The organism is Cellulomonas phragmiteti, from assembly GCF_016862775.1.
Classification (GTDB): domain Bacteria; phylum Actinomycetota; class Actinomycetes; order Actinomycetales; family Cellulomonadaceae; genus Cellulomonas; species Cellulomonas phragmiteti.
Genome location: NZ_BONP01000003.1, coordinates 154,340 through 170,637 on the forward strand (window position 1 = coordinate 154,340; position 16,298 = coordinate 170,637).

Genomic DNA, 16,298 nt, shown 5'->3' on the forward strand with positions numbered 1-16,298 from the left:
TATCCTGAGGCGATGACGGCGCCCGACTCACCCACGTCACCTGCGGACCCGTTCGCGCGGGTCGGACTCACCTACGACGACGTCCTGCTGCTGCCCGGCGAGACCGACGTCATCCCCTCCGAGGTCGACACCTCCTCGCGGCTCACCCGCGAGATCACGGTGCGCGTCCCCCTGGTGTCCGCGGCCATGGACACGGTCACCGAGTCGCGCATGGCGGTCGCGATGGCGCGCCAGGGCGGCGTGGGCATCCTGCACCGCAACCTGTCGATCGAGGACCAGGCCCACCAGGTCGACGTGGTGAAGCGCTCCGAGTCCGGCATGGTCTCCGACCCCGTCACGGTCGGCCCGGACGCGACCCTCGCCGAGCTGGACGCGCTGTGCGGCACGTACCGGGTGTCCGGCCTGCCGGTGGTCGACGCCGACCGTCGGCTGGTCGGCATCATCACCAACCGCGACCTGCGCTTCGTCCCGCCCGGCGAGTTCGCGACCCGGCGGGTGCGCGACGAGATGACCTCGATGCCGCTGGTGACCGCCCCCGTCGGCATCGCGCGCGCCGACGCGGCCGCCCTGCTGGCCAAGCACAAGGTCGAGAAGCTGCCGCTCCTGGACGACCAGGGCAAGCTCGCCGGCCTCATCACCGTCAAGGACTTCGTCAAGTCCGAGCAGTACCCGCACGCCACCAAGGACGGCGACGGCCGGCTGGTCGTCGGCGCGGCGATCGGGTTCTTCGGTGACGCGTGGGAGCGCGCGACCGCGCTGGTCGAGGCCGGCGTCGACGTCCTGGTGGTCGACACCGCGAACGGGCACGCCCGGCTCATGCTCGACATGGTCCGGCGGCTCAAGTCCGACCCGGCGACCCGCCACGTGCAGGTCATCGGCGGCAACGTCGCGACGCGCGCCGGCGCGCAGGCGCTGGTCGACAGCGGCGTCGACGCGGTGAAGGTCGGGGTCGGGCCGGGCTCGATCTGCACGACCCGCGTCGTCGCCGGTGTCGGGGTGCCGCAGGTGACGGCCATCCACGACGCGTCCCAGGTCTGCCGGCCGGCGGGCGTGCCGGTCATCGGTGACGGCGGCCTGCAGTACTCGGGGGACATCGCCAAGGCCCTCGTCGCCGGTGCGGACACCGTCATGCTCGGCTCGCTGCTCGCGGGCTGCGACGAGTCGCCCGGTGACCTCGTCTTCGTCAACGGCAAGCAGTTCAAGCACTACCGCGGCATGGGATCCCTCGGTGCGATGGCCTCGCGCGGGCGCGTCTCCTACTCCAAGGACCGCTACTTCCAGGCCGACGTGACGACCGACGAGAAGATCGTCCCCGAGGGCATCGAGGGGCAGGTGCCGTACCGCGGCCCGCTGTCGGCCGTCGCGCACCAGCTCGTCGGCGGGCTGCACCAGTCGATGTTCTACGTCGGTGCGCACACGATCCCGCAGCTGCAGCAGCGCGGCCAGTTCATCCGGATCACCCCGGCCGGGCTCAAGGAGTCGCACCCGCACGACATCCAGATGACGGTCGAGGCCCCCAACTACACGGGTCGCTGACGCGCGCCGGGCCGCGGCGCCGACCGGTGCACCCGCGCCGGTAGGCTCGTCGGGTGACCAGCGACATCGAGATCGGTAGGGGCAAGCGAGGACGCCGGGCGTACTCCTTCGACGACATCGCGGTGGTGCCCTCACGGCGCACGCGCGACCCGGAGGAGGTCTCGGTCGGCTGGCAGATCGACGCCTACCACTTCGACCTGCCGGTGCTCGCGGCCCCCATGGACTCGGTGGTGAGCCCCGCGACCGCGGTCGCGCTGGGACGCGCCGGCGGGCTGGGCGTGCTGGACCTCGAGGGGCTGTGGACGCGCTACGAGGACCCGACAGCCCTGCTCGAGGAGATCGCCGGGCTCGACGCCCCCCGCGCGACGGCCCGCATGCAAGAGATCTACGCCGCCCCGATCCGGCCGGAGCTGATCCGCGCGCGCCTGCAGGAGATCCGGGACGCGGGCGTCGTCGTCGCCGGCGCCCTGAGCCCGCAGCGCACGCAGGAGCACTGGCGGGCGGTCGTCGACGCCGGCGTCGACCTCTTCCTCATCCGGGGCACGACCGTGTCCGCCGAGCACGTCTCCGGCCGGGCCGAGCCGCTCAACCTCAAGCGCTTCATCTACGAGCTCGACGTCCCGGTGATCGTCGGCGGTGCGTCGACGTACACCGCGGCGCTGCACCTCATGCGCACCGGTGCCGCCGGCGTCCTCGTCGGGTTCGGCGGGGGAGCGGCGCACACCACCCGCGTGTCACTCGGCATCCACGCGCCCATGGCCTCGGCGGTGGCCGACGTGGCCGCGGCGCGCCGCGACTACCTCGACGAGTCGGGCGGCCGGTACGTGCACGTCATCGCCGACGGCGGGGTCGGGCGCTCGGGCGACCTGGTCAAGGCGGTCGCGTGCGGCGCGGACGCGGTGATGCTCGGTGCGGCGCTGGCGCGCGCGACGGACGCCCCGGGCCGCGGGTTCCACTGGGGCCCCGAGGCGCACCACCCGCAGCTGCCGCGCGGGGAGCGCGTCGAGGTCGGCACCGTCGGCACGCTCGAGCAGATCCTGTTCGGCCCCGGTCACACGGCCGACGGCACGCTCAACCTCATCGGGGCGCTGCGGCGCGCGATGGCCACCACCGGCTACTCCGACCTCAAGGAGTTCCAGCGCATCGAGGTCGTCGTCTCGCCGTACCAGCCGCACTGAGGCGTCACGGGACGGGCTGCGCCGCCGGGAGCTCGACGGGCGGCACGGTGGCCCCGGCGTCGTCGGTGCGCTGCGCACCTCGTCCCGTGCGGTGCCGGCCCATCGGCAGCACCAGGGGGGTGCCGCTGACCGGGTCGGGGACGACGCGGGCGGCCATGCCGAACACGTCGCGCACCATCTGCTCGGTGACGACGTCCGACGGGTCGCCCTGCGCGTAGAGGCGTCCGTCGGTCAGCGCGACCAGCTGGTCCGCGTACCGGGCCGCGAGGTTGAGGTCGTGCAGGACCATGACGATCGTCGTGCCCCGGTCGCGGTTGAGGTCGACCAGCAGGTCGAGCACGTCGACCTGGTGCGCCACGTCGAGGAAGGTCGTGGGCTCGTCCAGCAGCAGCACGTCGGTCTGCTGCGCGAGCGCCATGGCGATCCACACCCGCTGGCGCTGCCCGCCGGACAGCTCGTCGACGGGGCGGTCCGCGAGGTCGAGGATGTCGGTGGCCACCAGGGCCTGCTCGACGACGGCGTCGTCCTGGGCGGTCCACCGCCGGAACCAGCCCTGGTGCGGGTACCGCCCGCGCCCGACGAGGTCGGCCACGGCGATGCCCTCGGGGCACACGGGCGCCTGCGGCAGCAGGCCCAGCACGGTGGCGACCTCGCGCGACGGCATCGCGTCGATCGGGGTGCCGTCCAGCAGGACACGGCCCGTGCGTGCACGCAGCAGGCGGGCCATCGCGCGCAGCAGGGTGGACTTGCCGCAGCCGTTGGCGCCGACGATCGCGGTGACCGCGCCCGGGGCGATCTCGAGCGTCATGTCGTGCACGACGACCCGGTCGTCGTACCCGACGGTGATGCCCTCGACCGCGAGCGTGTGGACGGGGTCGGTCACAGGGAACCTCCGGATCGGTTGGTCCTGGCCAGCAGCCAGAGCAGGTAGGGCGCGCCCAGCACGCCGGTGACGACGCCGACGGGGAACCGGTGCACCAGCAGGTGCTGCCCCACGAGGTCGGCGGTGAGGACCAGGAGCGCGCCCACGAGCGCCGCGGGGACGAGCAGCGTGCCCGTGCCGCGCAGCAGCCGGTGGGCGATGGGACCGGAGAGGAACGCGACGAACGCGATGGGCCCGGTGGCGGCCGTCGCGACGGCGATCGCGGCCACGGCCACGAGCAGCAGCGCGAGCCGGGAGCGGTCGGGCGACACCCCGAGGCCGGCCGCGGCGTCGTCCCCGAGCTGCAGCGCGGGCAGCCGCCGGGCGAGCAGCAGGAGCGCGGGCAGGAGCAGGGCGAGGGCCGCCGCGAGCGGGCCGACCCCCAGCCAGAACGCGGAGTTGAGGGACCCGGTGAGCCAGCGCAGGGCCTCGTTCGCGTCGTAGATGCCCGCGCGGGTCATCGCGTACCCGATGACGGAGTCGAGCATGGCGCCGACGGCGATCCCGATGAGGACGAGCCGCGCGCCCTGCACGCCGCTGCGCCACGACAGCGCGTAGATCGCGCCCGCCACGCCGAGCCCGGCGACGACCGCGACGAGCGACAGCGCCGCACCGGACAGGCCGAACATCGTGATCGCCACGACGGCGGCCGCGCTGGACCCCGCGCTGACGCCGATGATGTCCGGGCTCGCCAGGGGGTTGCGCAGCATCGTCTGGAACACGACGCCCCCCATGCCGAAGGCGAGGCCCACGAGCACGCCCGTGAGGACGCGCGGCGCACGCAGGACCCCGACGTTGAAGGAGGCACCGGGCACCTGCTCGCCGAGCAGCACGCGCAGCACCTGCGTCGGCGCGTACGTGCGCTCGCCGACGCACAGCGCGACGACGGCGACGACGACGACCGCGAGGACGAGGACGAGCAGCACCGCGCGCCGGCGCCGCGCACGCGCACGTCGGCCACGGGCGACGACCGCCCCGGTGCCGGGCGCGGCGTCCAGCACCGCGGTCACAGCGTGGCCACCTTGTGCCGGCGGATGATCGCGATGAAGACGGGGGCGCCGAGCACGGCGGTGACGATCCCGACCTCGACCTCCTGGGGGCGGGCGACGACCCGGCCGACCACGTCGGCGGCCAGCAGGAGCGCCGCCCCGAGCGCGGCCGACGCGGGCAGCAGCCAGCGGTGGCTCGGGCCGGTGAACGTGCGGGCGAGGTGGGGGATGACGAGCCCGACGAACCCGATGGGGCCGGCGACGGCGACCGCGGTCCCGCACAGCAGCACGGCGGCGGCCCCGCCGACGGCCCGGATCGCACCGACCCGCTGGCCGAGACCGACGGCGACGTCGTCGCCGAGGGCGATGGCGTCCATGCCGCGGGCGCAGCCGACGGCCAGCACGGCGCCCACGGCGAGGAACGGCAGGACCTGGCCGATCTCCGCGAACGACGCGCGGCCCAGCGACCCGACCTGCCAGAACCGGAAGGTGTCCAGCACGTCGGTGCGCGACAGCAGCACCATGGACACGCCGGAGCCGAGCGCCGCGGTCGTGGCCGCGCCGGCGAGGGCGAGCTTGAGGGGGGTGGCGCCCTCGCGGCCGAGCGACCCGATCGCGTAGACGAGCACCGAGGCGAGCGCGGCGCCGGCGAACGCCATCCACACGTACTGCGTCAGCGTGGACATGCCGAGCAGCATGATGCCGAGGACGACGGCGAGCGAGGCTCCGGAGCTGATGCCCAGCAGCGCGGGGTCCGCCAGCGGGTTGCGCGTGAGGCCCTGCAGGACGGCTCCGCCGACGCCGAGGGCGGCCCCGACGAGCAGCCCGAGCACGGTCCGCGCGACGCGGGAGCGCACGGCGGCCTGCGCGATGTCCGACGTCTCGGGGTGCAGGACGCCCGCCACGACGTCGGACCAGCCGACGACCCGGGACCCGAACGCCAGCGACGCCACGACCGCGAGCAGCACGCCGAGGACGCAGACCGCCAGCCCGAGCACGCGACGGCGGCGCAGGGACGCCGGCCCCACCCCGAGGGGGGAGGCCGGCGTCCCGGTCGTGGCGGTGAGGGTCATCCGACCTGGGCGGCCGCGGCCTGGAACAGGTCGAGGTACGCGTCGAGCGCCCACGGCACGGACAGGACCGTCGGTCCCGACGTGGCCGAGGAGATCGGGTCGCCGTCGGGGACGACGACGACGGAGCCGCGTGCCACGGCGGGGATCTTGCTCAGCAGCGGGTCGGCCTGCAGCGCCGCGAGGGTGCTGTCGTCGCCGTAGGTGACGAGCACGTCGACGTCGGCGAGCGTGTCGGCCTGCTCCGCGGAGAGGTTGACGAAGAACTGGTCGGTGTCACCGGCGAGATCGACGACCGAGGGCGCGTTGACCAGGCCGAGGTCCTCGACCAGCTGCACGCGGGCGTCGAGCGGGGTGTACACGCCGATCGTGCTCGGGTCGGCCGGGTCGATCCACGTGTAGGCGAAGGTCTTGCCCTCGACGTCGGGGCGCTCGGCGAGCGCGTCGTCGATGTCGGCGAGGACGTCGTCGATCAGCGCCTGCGCCTCGGCCTTGCGGCCGAGGGCCTCGCCGTTGACCAGCGCCATGTCCTTCCAGTTGGTGCCCCAGGCGAACTCGGGGAACGACACGGTGGGCGCGATCTGGGACAGGGTCGTGTAGTCGTCCTCGGTGAGCCCGGAGTAGGCGGCGAGCACGACGTCCGGGGACGTGTTGTTCACGGCCTCGAACGGGATGCCGTCGGTCTCGTCGAACAGCACGGGCAGGTCGTCACCGGTCGCGCCGAGGCCCTCGAGCGCCTCGTACGTCCAGGGGTGCACGCCGTCGGTGTCGTCGTCGCCGTAGGTGGCCTTGGCGAACCCGACGGGCACGACGCCCAGCGCGATCGGCACGTCGTGGTTGCCCCAGTTGACGGTGGCGACGGCCGTGGGCTGCGCCTCGACGGTCGTCTCGCCGAACGTGTTCTCCAGCGTGACGGGGAACGCGTCCGACCCGGCGGAGGTCGCGTCGGGCGTCGCGCCGTCGGTCGGGTCGGCGGCGCCGCCGGCGGCGCAGGCGGCCAGGAGGAGCGAGGCGGCGGTGGCGGCGACCAGGGGTCGCAAGGCGCGGCGGGAGGGCGCAGTGCGCATGGTGTCCTTCGCAGAGGGTCGCTGTCGTCGCTGGGCAGGGAGCCCGCGACGGGCCCGCGGGTGCGGGCTCAGTAGGTGAGCCTTACCTTACGGCACGCGCTCGGCGTAGGGGAGTGACGTCCGCGACACCGCGCCGGGTACGCCCGTTCGTGCCCGCTTGGGCTCCGCGCGGGCGGCTGGGCCACGTGGCTTCGGCGTTCTGCGCTGATTCGGGCGAAAGAGTGACGCCCGTTTGCCGCCGAAGATGTGGGGATTGGTTGACATCGCGCCTGCGGGCGGTGATTCTTGTCCCGGACGCGGAGCGACGCAGCTCCGCACGTGCCCGCGAGGAGAGCGATGAAGGTCTTCCGTTTCTACGCCCCCGGTGACGTCCGTCTCGAGGACGCGCCCGAGCCCGAGGCCGCGGCGGGGGAGGTCAAGATCCGGGTCCGCGCCTGCTCGATGTGCGGCACCGACGTCAAGATCTCGACCTCCGGGCACCAGCGCATCGTCCCGCCCCGCGTCATGGGGCACGAGATCGCCGGCGAGATCGTCCAGGTCGGCGAGGGCGTCCAGGGGTGGGAGCCGGGCGACCGCGTGCAGGTCATCGCCGCGATCCCGTGCGGGACGTGCGACTGGTGCGCCCGCGGCCTGCAGACCATCTGCCCGCACCAGGTCTCCATGGGCTACGACTACGACGGGGGCTTCGCGCCGTCCATGGTCGTGCCCGCCACGGTGCTCGCGGTCGACGGCCTCAACCGCATCCCCGACGGCGTCGGCTACGCCGAGGCCTCGGTCGCCGAGCCGTTCGCGTGCGCGATCAACGCCCAGGAGATCGCGGACGTGCACGACGGCGACACGGTGGTGGTCGTCGGCTCCGGTCCCATCGGCTGCCTGCACGTGCGGCTCGCCCGGGCCCGCGGCGCGACCGCGGTCTACCTCGTCGAGCTCAGCCGCGAGCGGCTCGACATGGCCGCCGCCGTCGTCGGCCCTGACGCCGCGATCTGCGCGTCCGAGGTCGACCCGGTCGAGGAGGTCCTCGCGCTGACGGGCGGTCGGGGTGCCGACGTCGTCATCACGGCGGCGGCGTCGGGTGCCGCCCAGGAGCAGGCGCTGCGCATGGTCGCGCCGCGCGGCCGGATCAGCTTCTTCGGCGGGCTGCCGAAGGACCGGCCGACCATCACGCTCGACTCCAACCTCGTCCACTACAAGGAGCTGACCATCGTCGGCGCCAACGGCTCGAGCCCGGAGCACAACCGCAAGGCGCTCGCGATGATCGCGGACGGCTCGGTGCCCGTCGCCGACCTCATCACCCACCGGCTCCCGCTCGAGCGGGTCGCCGAGGGCATCGACGTCGTGCGCTCCGGCGCCGGCATCAAGGTGACCATCGAGCCCTGACGGACCCGACCCGGCCGGCCACGCCCCCCTCCGGCCGGCCGGGTCGCAGCACGGCAGCACGGCACCACCCGTCGTGGGCAGCGGCGGCGCAGGACCCGATCAACGACGATCACCGGCCGGGGGCCACGGCCCCGGCCCGACCCAGCGGAGTGTGAACGGCATGACGACCACCGCACCTGCCGCGCCGACGCTCGCCCGGGGACGGACCGCTCAGGTCCGTCTCCAGCGGTTCGGCGCCTTCCTCACGGGCATGATCATGCCCAACCTCCCGGCCTTCCTGGCCTGGGGCCTCATCACCGCCCTGTTCATCTCCGTCGGGTGGCTGCCCAACGGCGTGCTCGGCGGGTTCGGCAACGCCGACCTGCCCGGTGCGTGGCAGGGTGCCGCGACGCAGCTCGTCGTGGCCGAGGACGGGACCACGTTCCGTCAGTACCTCGGCCTCGTCGGCCCGATGGTGACGTTCCTGCTGCCCCTGCTCATCGCGAACGCCGGCGGCCGGATGGTGCACGGCGAGCGTGGCGGCGTCGTCGCCACGATCGCGACGCTCGGCATCATCGTCGGCAGCACCGTGCCGATGTTCCTCGGCGCGATGCTCATGGGCCCGCTCGCCGCGTGGGTGATGAAGAAGGTCGACGCGCTGTGGGACGGGCGCATCCGTCCCGGCTTCGAGATGCTCGTCAACATGTTCTCCGCCGCGATCGTCGGCGGGGCGCTCTCGGTCGGCGCGTTCTTCGGGATCGCGCCGCTGGTCACCCAGATCAGCGGCTGGCTGGGCGACCTGGTCGGCTGGCTGGCGGACAACCACCTGCTCCCGCTCATGAGCGTGATCGTCGAGCCGGCCAAGGTGCTGTTCCTCAACAACGCGATCGGCAACGGCGTGCTCGTGCCGCTCGGCGCGCAGCAGGTCGTCACGGACGGCAAGTCGCTGCTGTACCTCGTCGAGGCGAACCCCGGCCCCGGCCTGGGCATCCTGCTGGCGTACACGCTGCTCGGCGTGGGCGTCGCGCGCTCGACCGCCCCGGGGGCGATCGTCGTGCAGTTCTTCGGCGGGATCCACGAGGTGTACTTCCCGTTCGTGCTCATGAAGCCGGCGCTCATCGTGGCGGCGATCGCGGGCGGGGCGACCGGTGTCGCGACCAACGCGGTGTTCGGCAGCGGCCTGGTCGGACCGGCCTCGCCGGGGAGCATCTTCGCGGTGTACGCGCAGACGGCGCGGGACAGCTACCTGGGTGTCACGCTGTCGGTGCTGCTGTCCGCCGTCGTGTCGTTCCTCGTCGCCGCCGTGATCCTGCGCGCCACGCGGGCGCGTGACCTGGCCGCGGGCAGCAGCGGCGACCTCGCCGCGGCCGTGGCGCAGACCGAGGCCAACAAGGGTAGGTCGAGCGCGGCGCTGTCGGCCCTGGTGGCGTCCGACGGCGCCGAGGAGCCGGCGACCGGTGACGCGGTCGCCGGGCCGGTGCGGCTCGTCGTGTTCGCGTGCGACGCGGGCATGGGGTCCTCCGTCATGGGGGCGGCCGTGCTGCGCGACAAGCTGCGCAAGGCCGGCGTCGAGGGCGTCGAGGTCGTCAACAAGGCGGTCGCGAACCTCGACGACGGCGCCGACCTCGTCATCAGCCAGCGCGAGCTCACCCACCGCGCGCGGCTCCAGGCGCCGACGACGCGGCACGTGTCGGTCGACAACTTCATGAACAGCCCGGTGTACGACGAGGTCGTCGCCGAGGTCGTCGCGGCGCAGGCCGCCCGGCCCGGGGCGTCCTGATGGGCGAGGTCCTCACGCGCGAGCTGTGCGTGGCCGACGGCCGGGCCCGGACGTACGAGGAGGCGGTCCGCGAGGCGGGTGCGCTGCTCGTGTCGTCCGGGGCGGTCGAGCCCGGGTACGTCGACGGCATGCTCGAGCGCGAGCGGACCATGACGACGGCGATGGGCAACGGCCTGGCGATCCCGCACGGGACGCTCGACGCGACGCCGTTCATCCACCGGTCGGCCGTCTGCGTCGTGCGCTACGCGGAGCCGATCGACTGGAAGGGCGTGCCGGTGCGCGTGGTCGTGGGGATCGCGGGCGCCGGTGGTGAGCACCTCGAGGTGCTGTCCCGCATCGCGCTCGTCTTCGTCGACCCCGAGCAGGCGGCGGCGGTGGCGGCGGCGCAGACGCCCGACGAGCTGTACGCGGCGCTGGGCAGGGTCAACGACGCCTGAGCGACCACGGTGCGGCCCGGCGCGTCGCGCGCCGGGCCGCACCCGCGTCGGGCGATCCGTGCCGGATGCCCGATGCCACACAAACGGGCGTCTGTTCATGTCCGAACGTGCCCGAATCGCCTTGACAGACCGTTCGCCCCGGGTGATGCTGGACTCAGTCGCCACTCGGGGCGGCGCCGGACGACGGAGTCGATGTTGTACGCACCGGAGCGACACCAGCAGATCCTCACCCGGGCGCGCGCCGACGGTCGCGTCGACGTGACGGGCCTGGCCGCCGAGCTGGACGTGACCGCCGAGACCATCCGGCGCGACCTCACCGCGCTCGAGCGCCACGGCCTGGTCCGCCGGGTCCACGGCGGCGCGATCCCCGTCGAGCGCCTCGGCTTCGAGCCCGGCCTCGCCGACCGCGAGGGCCTGCTCTCGGGGGAGAAGGAGCGCATCGCCAAGGCGGCGCTCGACGAGCTGCCCGACGGCGGAGCCGTGATCCTCGACGCCGGCACCACCACCGTCCGGCTCGCCGAGCTGCTCCCGACCGACCGCGAGCTCACCGTCGTCACGCACGCCCTGCCCGTCGCGACCGTGCTCGCCACGCGCCCCGGGACCACGCTGCACCTCGTCGGCGGGACCGTCCGCGGTCGCACGCTGGCGGCCGTCGGGACCTGGGCGCTGCGGGACCTCGCCGAGATCCACGTCGACGTCGCCTTCCTCGGTGCCAACGGCATCACCGCCGACCACGGCGTGACCACCCCCGACCTCGCCGAGGCCGCCGTCAAGCGCGCCCTGGTGACCGCCGCCCGCCGCACCGTCGTGCTCGCCGACCACACCAAGGTCGGCCGCGTCGACCTCGCCCGCGTCGCCGCGCTCGCGGACGTCGACACCCTCATCACCGACTCCGACGTGCAGCCCGAGCTCGCCGACGAGATCGAGGCCGCCGGCACCCGGGTGGTGCGCGCATGATCGTCACGGTCACCCCCAACCCCAGCCTCGACCGCGCGCTCGACGTCGACCGGCTCGAGGTCGGCGAGGTCAACCGCGCGCACGCGGCCCACGTCCACCCCGGGGGCAAGGGCATCAACGTCGCGCGCGCCCTCGTGCGGCACGGCGAGGCGTCCGTCGCCGTCGTGCCGGTGGGCGGCGCCGACGGCGCGCGGCTCGTCGGGCTGCTCGCCGAGCACGGCGTCCCCGCCGTCCCGGTGGCCGTGGCGGGGGACACCCGCACCAACATCACGCTCGTCGAGTCCGACGGCGCCACCACCAAGGTGAACGCCCCCGGCCCCCGGCTGTCCGACGCCGAGGTCGACGCGCTGCTCGCGGCGGTCGAGGACGAGCTCACGCACGGCCCGCGGGTCGTCGTCGCCGCCGGCTCGCTGCCCGCAGGGGCGGGCGACGCGTTCTTCGTCCGGCTCGCCGGCCTGGCCGGCCGGCACAACGTGCCGGTCGCGCTCGACACCTCCGGCGCGCCGCTCGCCCGCGCCGTCCGCTCGGGCGGGCTCAGCCTCGTCAAGCCGAACGACGACGAGCTCGCCGAGCTCGTCGGTCGCGAGCTGCGCACCGTGGGCGACGTCGTCGGTGCCGCGCGCGAGGTGATCGCGCAGGGCACGTCGGCCGTGCTCGTCAGCCTCGGCGCGCACGGCGCGATGCTGGTGCGTGCCGACGGCACCTGGTGGGCCGGGGGCCCGCCGCTCGTGCCGCTGTCGACCGTCGGCGCCGGCGACTCCACGCTCGCCGGGTTCCTCGCCGGGACCGGCACGTGCGCCGACAAGCTGCGCACCGCCGTGGCGTGGGGGCGCGCCGCCGTGCTCCTGCCCGGCACTGAGGTGCCGTCCCCCGCCCACCTCGACCTCGACGCCGTCCGGGTCGTCGAGGAGCCCGACCCCGACCTCCCGCTGAAGGAGCTGTGACATGAGCACCACCACCCCGCTCATCACCGCCGACCTGGTCGCCGTCGACCTCGCGGCGACCGAGCGCACCGACGTGACGCGCCGCCTGATCGAGCTGCTCGTCGCCGCCGGTCGCGTCACCGACGGCGACGGCTTCGCGGCCGACGTCGCCGCGCGCGAGGCGCAGATGGCCACCGGCATGCCCGGAGGCATCGGCCTGCCGCACGCCCGCTCGGAGCACGTCGTCGTCCCGAGCCTCGCGGTCGGCAAGCTCGCCCAGGGCGTCGACTGGGGCGCCCCCGACGGGCCCGCGCGGCTCGTCTTCCTCATCGCCGCGCCCGCGTCGGGCGACGCCGACCACCTGCAGATCCTCGCCGCGCTCGCGCGACGCCTCGTGCACGAGTCGTTCCGCACGTCGCTGCTCGAGGCCCCCGACGCGGCGACCGTCGCCGAGATCGTCACCCGAGAGGTCGTGCCGTCATGAAGCTCGTCGCCGTGTCCTCGTGCCCCACGGGGATCGCCCACACCTACATGGCCGCGGAGGCGCTCGAGCAGGCCGGGAAGGCGGCCGGCCACGAGGTCCACGTCGAGACCCAGGGCGCGGCCGGCTCGACCCCGCTCGACCCCGCGCTCATCGCCGCGGCGGACGGCGTCATCTACGCGGCCGACCTCGAGGTCAAGGACAAGCAGCGGTTCGCTGGCAAGCCGTTCGTCGACGTCGGCGTCAAGAAGGCCGTGCACGACGCGCCGGGCGTCATTGCCGCGGCCGTCGCGGCCGTCGAGGCGGGGGTGCCGGCCGGCGCGGGGGAGACGCCGGCCGCCGCTCCCGCCGCCGCCGGCCCGCGCGCCGCCGACCGGAACGCCGGCGCCGGCACGAACGTCCGCAAGTGGCTCATGACGGGCGTGTCCTACATGATCCCGTTCGTCGCCGCGGGCGGGATCCTCATCGCGCTGTCGTTCATGCTCGCGCAGGTCGCCTGGGGTGGCGCCGAGGGCGCCATCGAGGTGACCGGGGTCGACCAGGCGCAGGTTGTCGCAGCGTTCGACCCGCTGTCGCTGCAGCACTGGGCGGTCGTGCTGCTCGCGACGGGCCAGCTCGCGTTCGGCTTCCTCGTGCCGGTGCTGTCCGGGTTCATCGCCTACGCGATCGCCGACCGGCCGGGCCTGGTGCCCGGGTTCCTCGGCGGGGCCGCCGCCGGGTTCGTCGGCGCCGGGTTCCTCGGAGGCCTGGTCACCGGCTTCCTCGCCGGTGGTGTGGCCCTGTGGATCAGCCGCTGGAACGTCCCCAAGGGCGTGCGCGGCATCATGCCCGTCGTCGTGATCCCGCTGCTGTCCTCCGCGGTCGTCGGCGTCGTGATGCTCGTGCTCATCGGCCGGCCCATCGCCGCGGCCATGGACGGGCTGACGGGCTGGCTCGACGGCCTGTCCGGGTCCAGCGTGGTGCTGCTGGGCGTCCTGCTGGGCGCCATGATGGGCTTCGACCTCGGGGGTCCGGTCAACAAGGTCGCCTACACGTTCGCCGTCACCGGCCTGGCCACGCAGGGGCTGGCCTCCGACGCGACGCAGTACCGCATCATGGCCGCCGTGATGGCGGCCGGCATGGTCGCACCGCTGGCGATGGCGCTGGCCACGACCGTCCGCAAGCGACTGTTCACGCACGCCGAGCAGGAGAACGGCAAGGCCGCGTGGCTGCTCGGGGCGTCGTTCATCTCCGAGGGCGCCATCCCGTTCGCGGCCGCCGACCCGTGGCGCGTCATCGTCTCCTCGGTCGTCGGCTCCAGCGTCACCGGTGCCCTCGTGATGGCGTCCGGCTCGACCCTCGTCGCCCCGCACGGCGGCGTGTGGGTCCTGCCGCTCATCGGCAACCCGCTCGGCTTCCTGGCCGCCGTCGTCGTCGGGACGCTCGTCACCGCGGCCGTCGTGGTCCTGCTCAAGACGCTCGCGCACGACCCTGTCGTGAGCGCCGAGCGCGCCGCCGAGGAGCAGCGCGACCCCGCGCTGGTCGCACCGTCCGCCTGACGCCCCCCGCACCCGCCCGTCTCGAAGGAGAGAACCCATGACCGAGCGCACCGTCGTCGTCGCGTCCCGCGTCGGGCTGCACGCCCGCCCCGCGATGCTGTTCACCCAGGCCGTGGCCGCCAGCGGCGTCCCTGTGACCATCGCGAGGTCCGGCGGCGCGCCCGTCGACGCGTCGAGCATCCTGTTCGTCATGTCGCTGGGCGTCCCGCACGGCGAGGAGGTCACGCTCGCGGCCGACGGCCCGCAGGCCGACCGCGTCCTCGACGAGCTGGTCGAGCTGTTGGCGACCGACCTCGACGCGGAGCCGTCCGGGGACGCGACGCAGGCCGGCTCGTGACGACGGCGCAGCCCGGGCCGCCCGGGGTGCTGCAGGGCGTGGGGGTCGGGCGCCTGGCCGTCGTCGGGCCGGTCGCGTGCGTGCGTCCCGCCCCCGCCCTGCCGCCCGACGCCCCGCTCCTCGTCGACGGCGAGCCCGCCGGGCCGGAGCAGGTCCACGAGGTCGTCGAGCGCGCGTTCACCGAGGTCGCCGCGGCGCTGCGGGAGCAGTCCGCGGGGGCGACCGGCACGGTCCGCGACGTGCTCGCCGCCACCGCGCAGATGGCGGACGACGCCGCGCTGCGCAGCCAGGTCCTCGCGCGCGTCGACGCGGGCGAGCCGCCGGTCGGGGCGATCGACGCCGTCGTGCAGATGTTCGCCGGCATGTTCGAGCAGGCCGGCGGGTACCTGGCCGAGCGCGTCACGGACCTGCGCTCCGTGCGCGACCGCGTCGTGGCCCGGGCCATGGGCCTGCCGGACCCCGGCGTGCCGCACCTCGAGCGACCGTCGGTCGTGGTGGCCCGCGACCTCGCACCCGCGGACACCGCCGCGCTCGACCTCACCCACGTGCTGGCCATCGTGACCGAGCTCGGGGGCCCGACCGGTCACACCGCGATCATCGCCGGTCAGCTGGGGCTGCCGTGCGTCGTGCGGGTGGCCGGCGTGACGGACCTCGAGGACGGCACGGTCGTGGCCGTCGACGCGGCTGCGGGCACGGTGCTGCCGCACCCGGACGACGCGGTGCGCGACGCGTACGAGCGCCGCCGCACGGCGCAGGCCGCGCTTGCCGAGGACACGTCGCCCGGGGCCACGTCGGACGGGCACGCCGTCGCGCTGCTCGCCAACATCGGGACCGCGGCGGACGCGGAGCGGGTCGGGGCGGGCGCCGAGGGGGTCGGGCTGTTCCGCACCGAGGTGCTGTTCCTCGAGCGGGTGCAGGCGCCGACCGTCGAGGAGCAGGCCGACGCCTACGCGGCGGCCCTGCGCGCGGCCGGCGGACGCAAGGTCGTCGTGCGCACGCTCGACGCGGGCGCCGACAAGCCCTTGGCGTTCGCGACGTTCCCGGACGAGGAGAACCCGGCGCTCGGGGTGCGCGGCTACCGGCTCGTGCGCTCGCACCCCGAGCTGCTCGACACCCAGCTCGCGGCGCTGGTCCGGGCGCAGGCCGCCACGGGCGCGACGCCGTGGGTGATGGCCCCGATGATCGCGACGCCCGACGAGGCGCGTGCCTTCGCGCAGCGCGCCCGCGCCGCGGGCGTCGCGACCGTGGGCGTCATGGTCGAGGTGCCCGCGGCGGCGCTGCGGGCCGCCGACATCCTGGCGGAGGTCGACTTCGTCTCGATCGGCACCAACGACCTCGCGCAGTACACGATGGCGACCGACCGGCTGCGCGGCGAGCTGGCCGACCTGCTCGACGTGTGGCAGCCCGCGGTGCTCGACCTGGTCGCCGCGACGGCTCGCGCCGGGCGAGCCACTCGCAAGCCCGTCGGCGTGTGCGGCGAGTCCGCCGCCGACCCGCTCATGGCGCTCGTGCTCGTCGGGCTGGGGGTCACCAGCCTGTCGGCGGCCCCCGGTGCGCTGCCCGCCGTGCGGCACGCGCTGCGCCGGCACACCCAGCAGCGCTGCGAGGAGATCGCCGACGCCGCGCTGGGGGCGCGCACCGCGCCCGAGGCGCGGGCGGCGGCGCTGGCCCTGGTCGACGCGGACGTCCGGGCGACGCTCGCGCTGTGACGCCGCCCGGCCGGGCGC

General features: G+C 74.7%; 15 protein-coding genes. 11 read left to right on the forward strand and 4 right to left on the reverse strand.

All coding sequences use genetic code 11. The features are described 5' to 3' along the window. Positions 1-12: 12 nt before the first annotated feature. Together guaB and Cph01nite_RS04075 are read left to right on the forward strand one after the other, a co-directional pair. Complete coding sequence (gene guaB / locus Cph01nite_RS04070) at positions 13-1,536, forward strand: IMP dehydrogenase (RefSeq protein ID WP_203671342.1); 1,524 nt, start codon at positions 13-15, stop codon at positions 1,534-1,536. Between the two features lie 53 nt (positions 1,537-1,589). After that, on the forward strand, positions 1,590-2,714 hold the full coding sequence (locus tag Cph01nite_RS04075; protein WP_203671344.1) for a GuaB3 family IMP dehydrogenase-related protein: 1,125 nt from the start codon (positions 1,590-1,592) through the stop codon (positions 2,712-2,714). Positions 2,715-2,718: 4 nt separating this feature from the next. Here Cph01nite_RS04075 and Cph01nite_RS04080 read toward each other — a convergent pair whose 3' ends face one another. The 4 genes from Cph01nite_RS04080 to Cph01nite_RS04095 are packed head-to-tail and all read right to left on the reverse strand — an operon-like array spanning position 2,719 to position 6,762. Beyond that, positions 2,719-3,597, reverse strand: coding sequence for an ABC transporter ATP-binding protein (locus Cph01nite_RS04080; protein WP_373307539.1), 879 nt, complete (start codon positions 3,595-3,597; stop codon positions 2,719-2,721). After that, a complete protein-coding gene (locus Cph01nite_RS04085; protein ID WP_203671346.1) occupies positions 3,594-4,646 on the reverse strand; it encodes a FecCD family ABC transporter permease in 1,053 nt (350 codons plus the stop codon). The genes Cph01nite_RS04080 and Cph01nite_RS04085 overlap by 4 nt, the downstream gene beginning before the upstream one ends. Continuing rightward, a complete protein-coding gene (locus Cph01nite_RS04090) occupies positions 4,643-5,698 on the reverse strand; it encodes a FecCD family ABC transporter permease (RefSeq protein WP_203671348.1) in 1,056 nt (351 codons plus the stop codon). The genes Cph01nite_RS04085 and Cph01nite_RS04090 overlap by 4 nt, the downstream gene beginning before the upstream one ends. Then, positions 5,695-6,762 (reverse strand): iron-siderophore ABC transporter substrate-binding protein, encoded by a 1,068-nt coding sequence (locus Cph01nite_RS04095; protein WP_203671350.1) that lies wholly within the window; start codon positions 6,760-6,762, stop codon positions 5,695-5,697. Before Cph01nite_RS04095 ends, Cph01nite_RS04090 begins: the two co-directional genes overlap by 4 nt. Positions 6,763-7,098: 336 nt before the next feature. Between Cph01nite_RS04095 and Cph01nite_RS04100 the strand changes: the two genes are divergently transcribed. From Cph01nite_RS04100 to ptsP, 9 genes are all read left to right on the forward strand, one after another. Further along, entirely contained in the window at positions 7,099-8,139 is a 1,041-nt protein-coding gene (locus Cph01nite_RS04100) for a zinc-dependent dehydrogenase (RefSeq protein WP_203671352.1), read from the forward strand. A gap of 160 nt (positions 8,140-8,299) precedes the next feature. Then, positions 8,300-9,898: a PTS mannitol transporter subunit IIBC gene (locus Cph01nite_RS04105; protein ID WP_203671354.1), complete on the forward strand. Its 1,599-nt coding sequence runs from the start codon at positions 8,300-8,302 to the stop codon at positions 9,896-9,898. Then, entirely contained in the window at positions 9,898-10,335 is a 438-nt protein-coding gene (locus Cph01nite_RS04110) for a PTS mannitol transporter subunit IIA (protein WP_203671356.1), read from the forward strand. The genes Cph01nite_RS04105 and Cph01nite_RS04110 overlap by 1 nt, the downstream gene beginning before the upstream one ends. A 195-nt stretch (positions 10,336-10,530) precedes the next feature. Further along, positions 10,531-11,292 (forward strand): DeoR/GlpR family DNA-binding transcription regulator, encoded by a 762-nt coding sequence (locus Cph01nite_RS04115; protein ID WP_203671555.1) that lies wholly within the window; start codon positions 10,531-10,533, stop codon positions 11,290-11,292. Then, entirely contained in the window at positions 11,289-12,236 is a 948-nt protein-coding gene (gene pfkB / locus Cph01nite_RS04120) for a 1-phosphofructokinase (protein WP_203671358.1), read from the forward strand. The genes Cph01nite_RS04115 and pfkB overlap by 4 nt, the downstream gene beginning before the upstream one ends. A gap of 1 nt (position 12,237) precedes the next feature. After that, positions 12,238-12,699 (forward strand): PTS sugar transporter subunit IIA, encoded by a 462-nt coding sequence (locus tag Cph01nite_RS04125; RefSeq protein WP_203671360.1) that lies wholly within the window; start codon positions 12,238-12,240, stop codon positions 12,697-12,699. Then, positions 12,696-14,234 carry a PTS fructose transporter subunit IIC gene (locus Cph01nite_RS04130; RefSeq protein ID WP_203671362.1) on the forward strand — a complete coding sequence of 513 codons (1,539 nt, stop codon included), beginning with the start codon at positions 12,696-12,698 and terminating at the stop codon, positions 14,232-14,234. Before Cph01nite_RS04125 ends, Cph01nite_RS04130 begins: the two co-directional genes overlap by 4 nt. Positions 14,235-14,271: 37 nt before the next feature. Next, positions 14,272-14,571: an HPr family phosphocarrier protein gene (locus tag Cph01nite_RS04135; protein WP_203671364.1), complete on the forward strand. Its 300-nt coding sequence runs from the start codon at positions 14,272-14,274 to the stop codon at positions 14,569-14,571. Continuing rightward, positions 14,568-16,280, forward strand: coding sequence for a phosphoenolpyruvate--protein phosphotransferase (gene ptsP, locus Cph01nite_RS04140; RefSeq protein WP_239069014.1), 1,713 nt, complete (start codon positions 14,568-14,570; stop codon positions 16,278-16,280). The genes Cph01nite_RS04135 and ptsP overlap by 4 nt, the downstream gene beginning before the upstream one ends. The last annotated feature ends 18 nt before the right edge of the window (positions 16,281-16,298 follow it).

Bases quoted from the DNA above. Each gene is read 5' to 3' on its own strand.
- guaB (WP_203671342.1), top strand. From the start codon at position 13: ATGACGGCGCCCGACTCACCCACGTCACCTGCGGACCCGTTCGCGCGG.
- Cph01nite_RS04090 (WP_203671348.1), bottom strand. From the start codon at position 5,698: ATGACCCTCACCGCCACGACCGGGACGCCGGCCTCCCCCCTCGGGGTG.
- Cph01nite_RS04095 (WP_203671350.1), bottom strand. From the start codon at position 6,762: ATGCGCACTGCGCCCTCCCGCCGCGCCTTGCGACCCCTGGTCGCCGCC.
- Cph01nite_RS04100 (WP_203671352.1), top strand. From the start codon at position 7,099: ATGAAGGTCTTCCGTTTCTACGCCCCCGGTGACGTCCGTCTCGAGGAC.
- Cph01nite_RS04105 (WP_203671354.1), top strand. From the start codon at position 8,300: ATGACGACCACCGCACCTGCCGCGCCGACGCTCGCCCGGGGACGGACC.
- Cph01nite_RS04110 (WP_203671356.1), top strand. From the start codon at position 9,898: ATGGGCGAGGTCCTCACGCGCGAGCTGTGCGTGGCCGACGGCCGGGCC.
- pfkB (WP_203671358.1), top strand. From the start codon at position 11,289: ATGATCGTCACGGTCACCCCCAACCCCAGCCTCGACCGCGCGCTCGAC.
- Cph01nite_RS04125 (WP_203671360.1), top strand. From the start codon at position 12,238: ATGAGCACCACCACCCCGCTCATCACCGCCGACCTGGTCGCCGTCGAC.
- Cph01nite_RS04130 (WP_203671362.1), top strand. From the start codon at position 12,696: ATGAAGCTCGTCGCCGTGTCCTCGTGCCCCACGGGGATCGCCCACACC.
- Cph01nite_RS04135 (WP_203671364.1), top strand. From the start codon at position 14,272: ATGACCGAGCGCACCGTCGTCGTCGCGTCCCGCGTCGGGCTGCACGCC.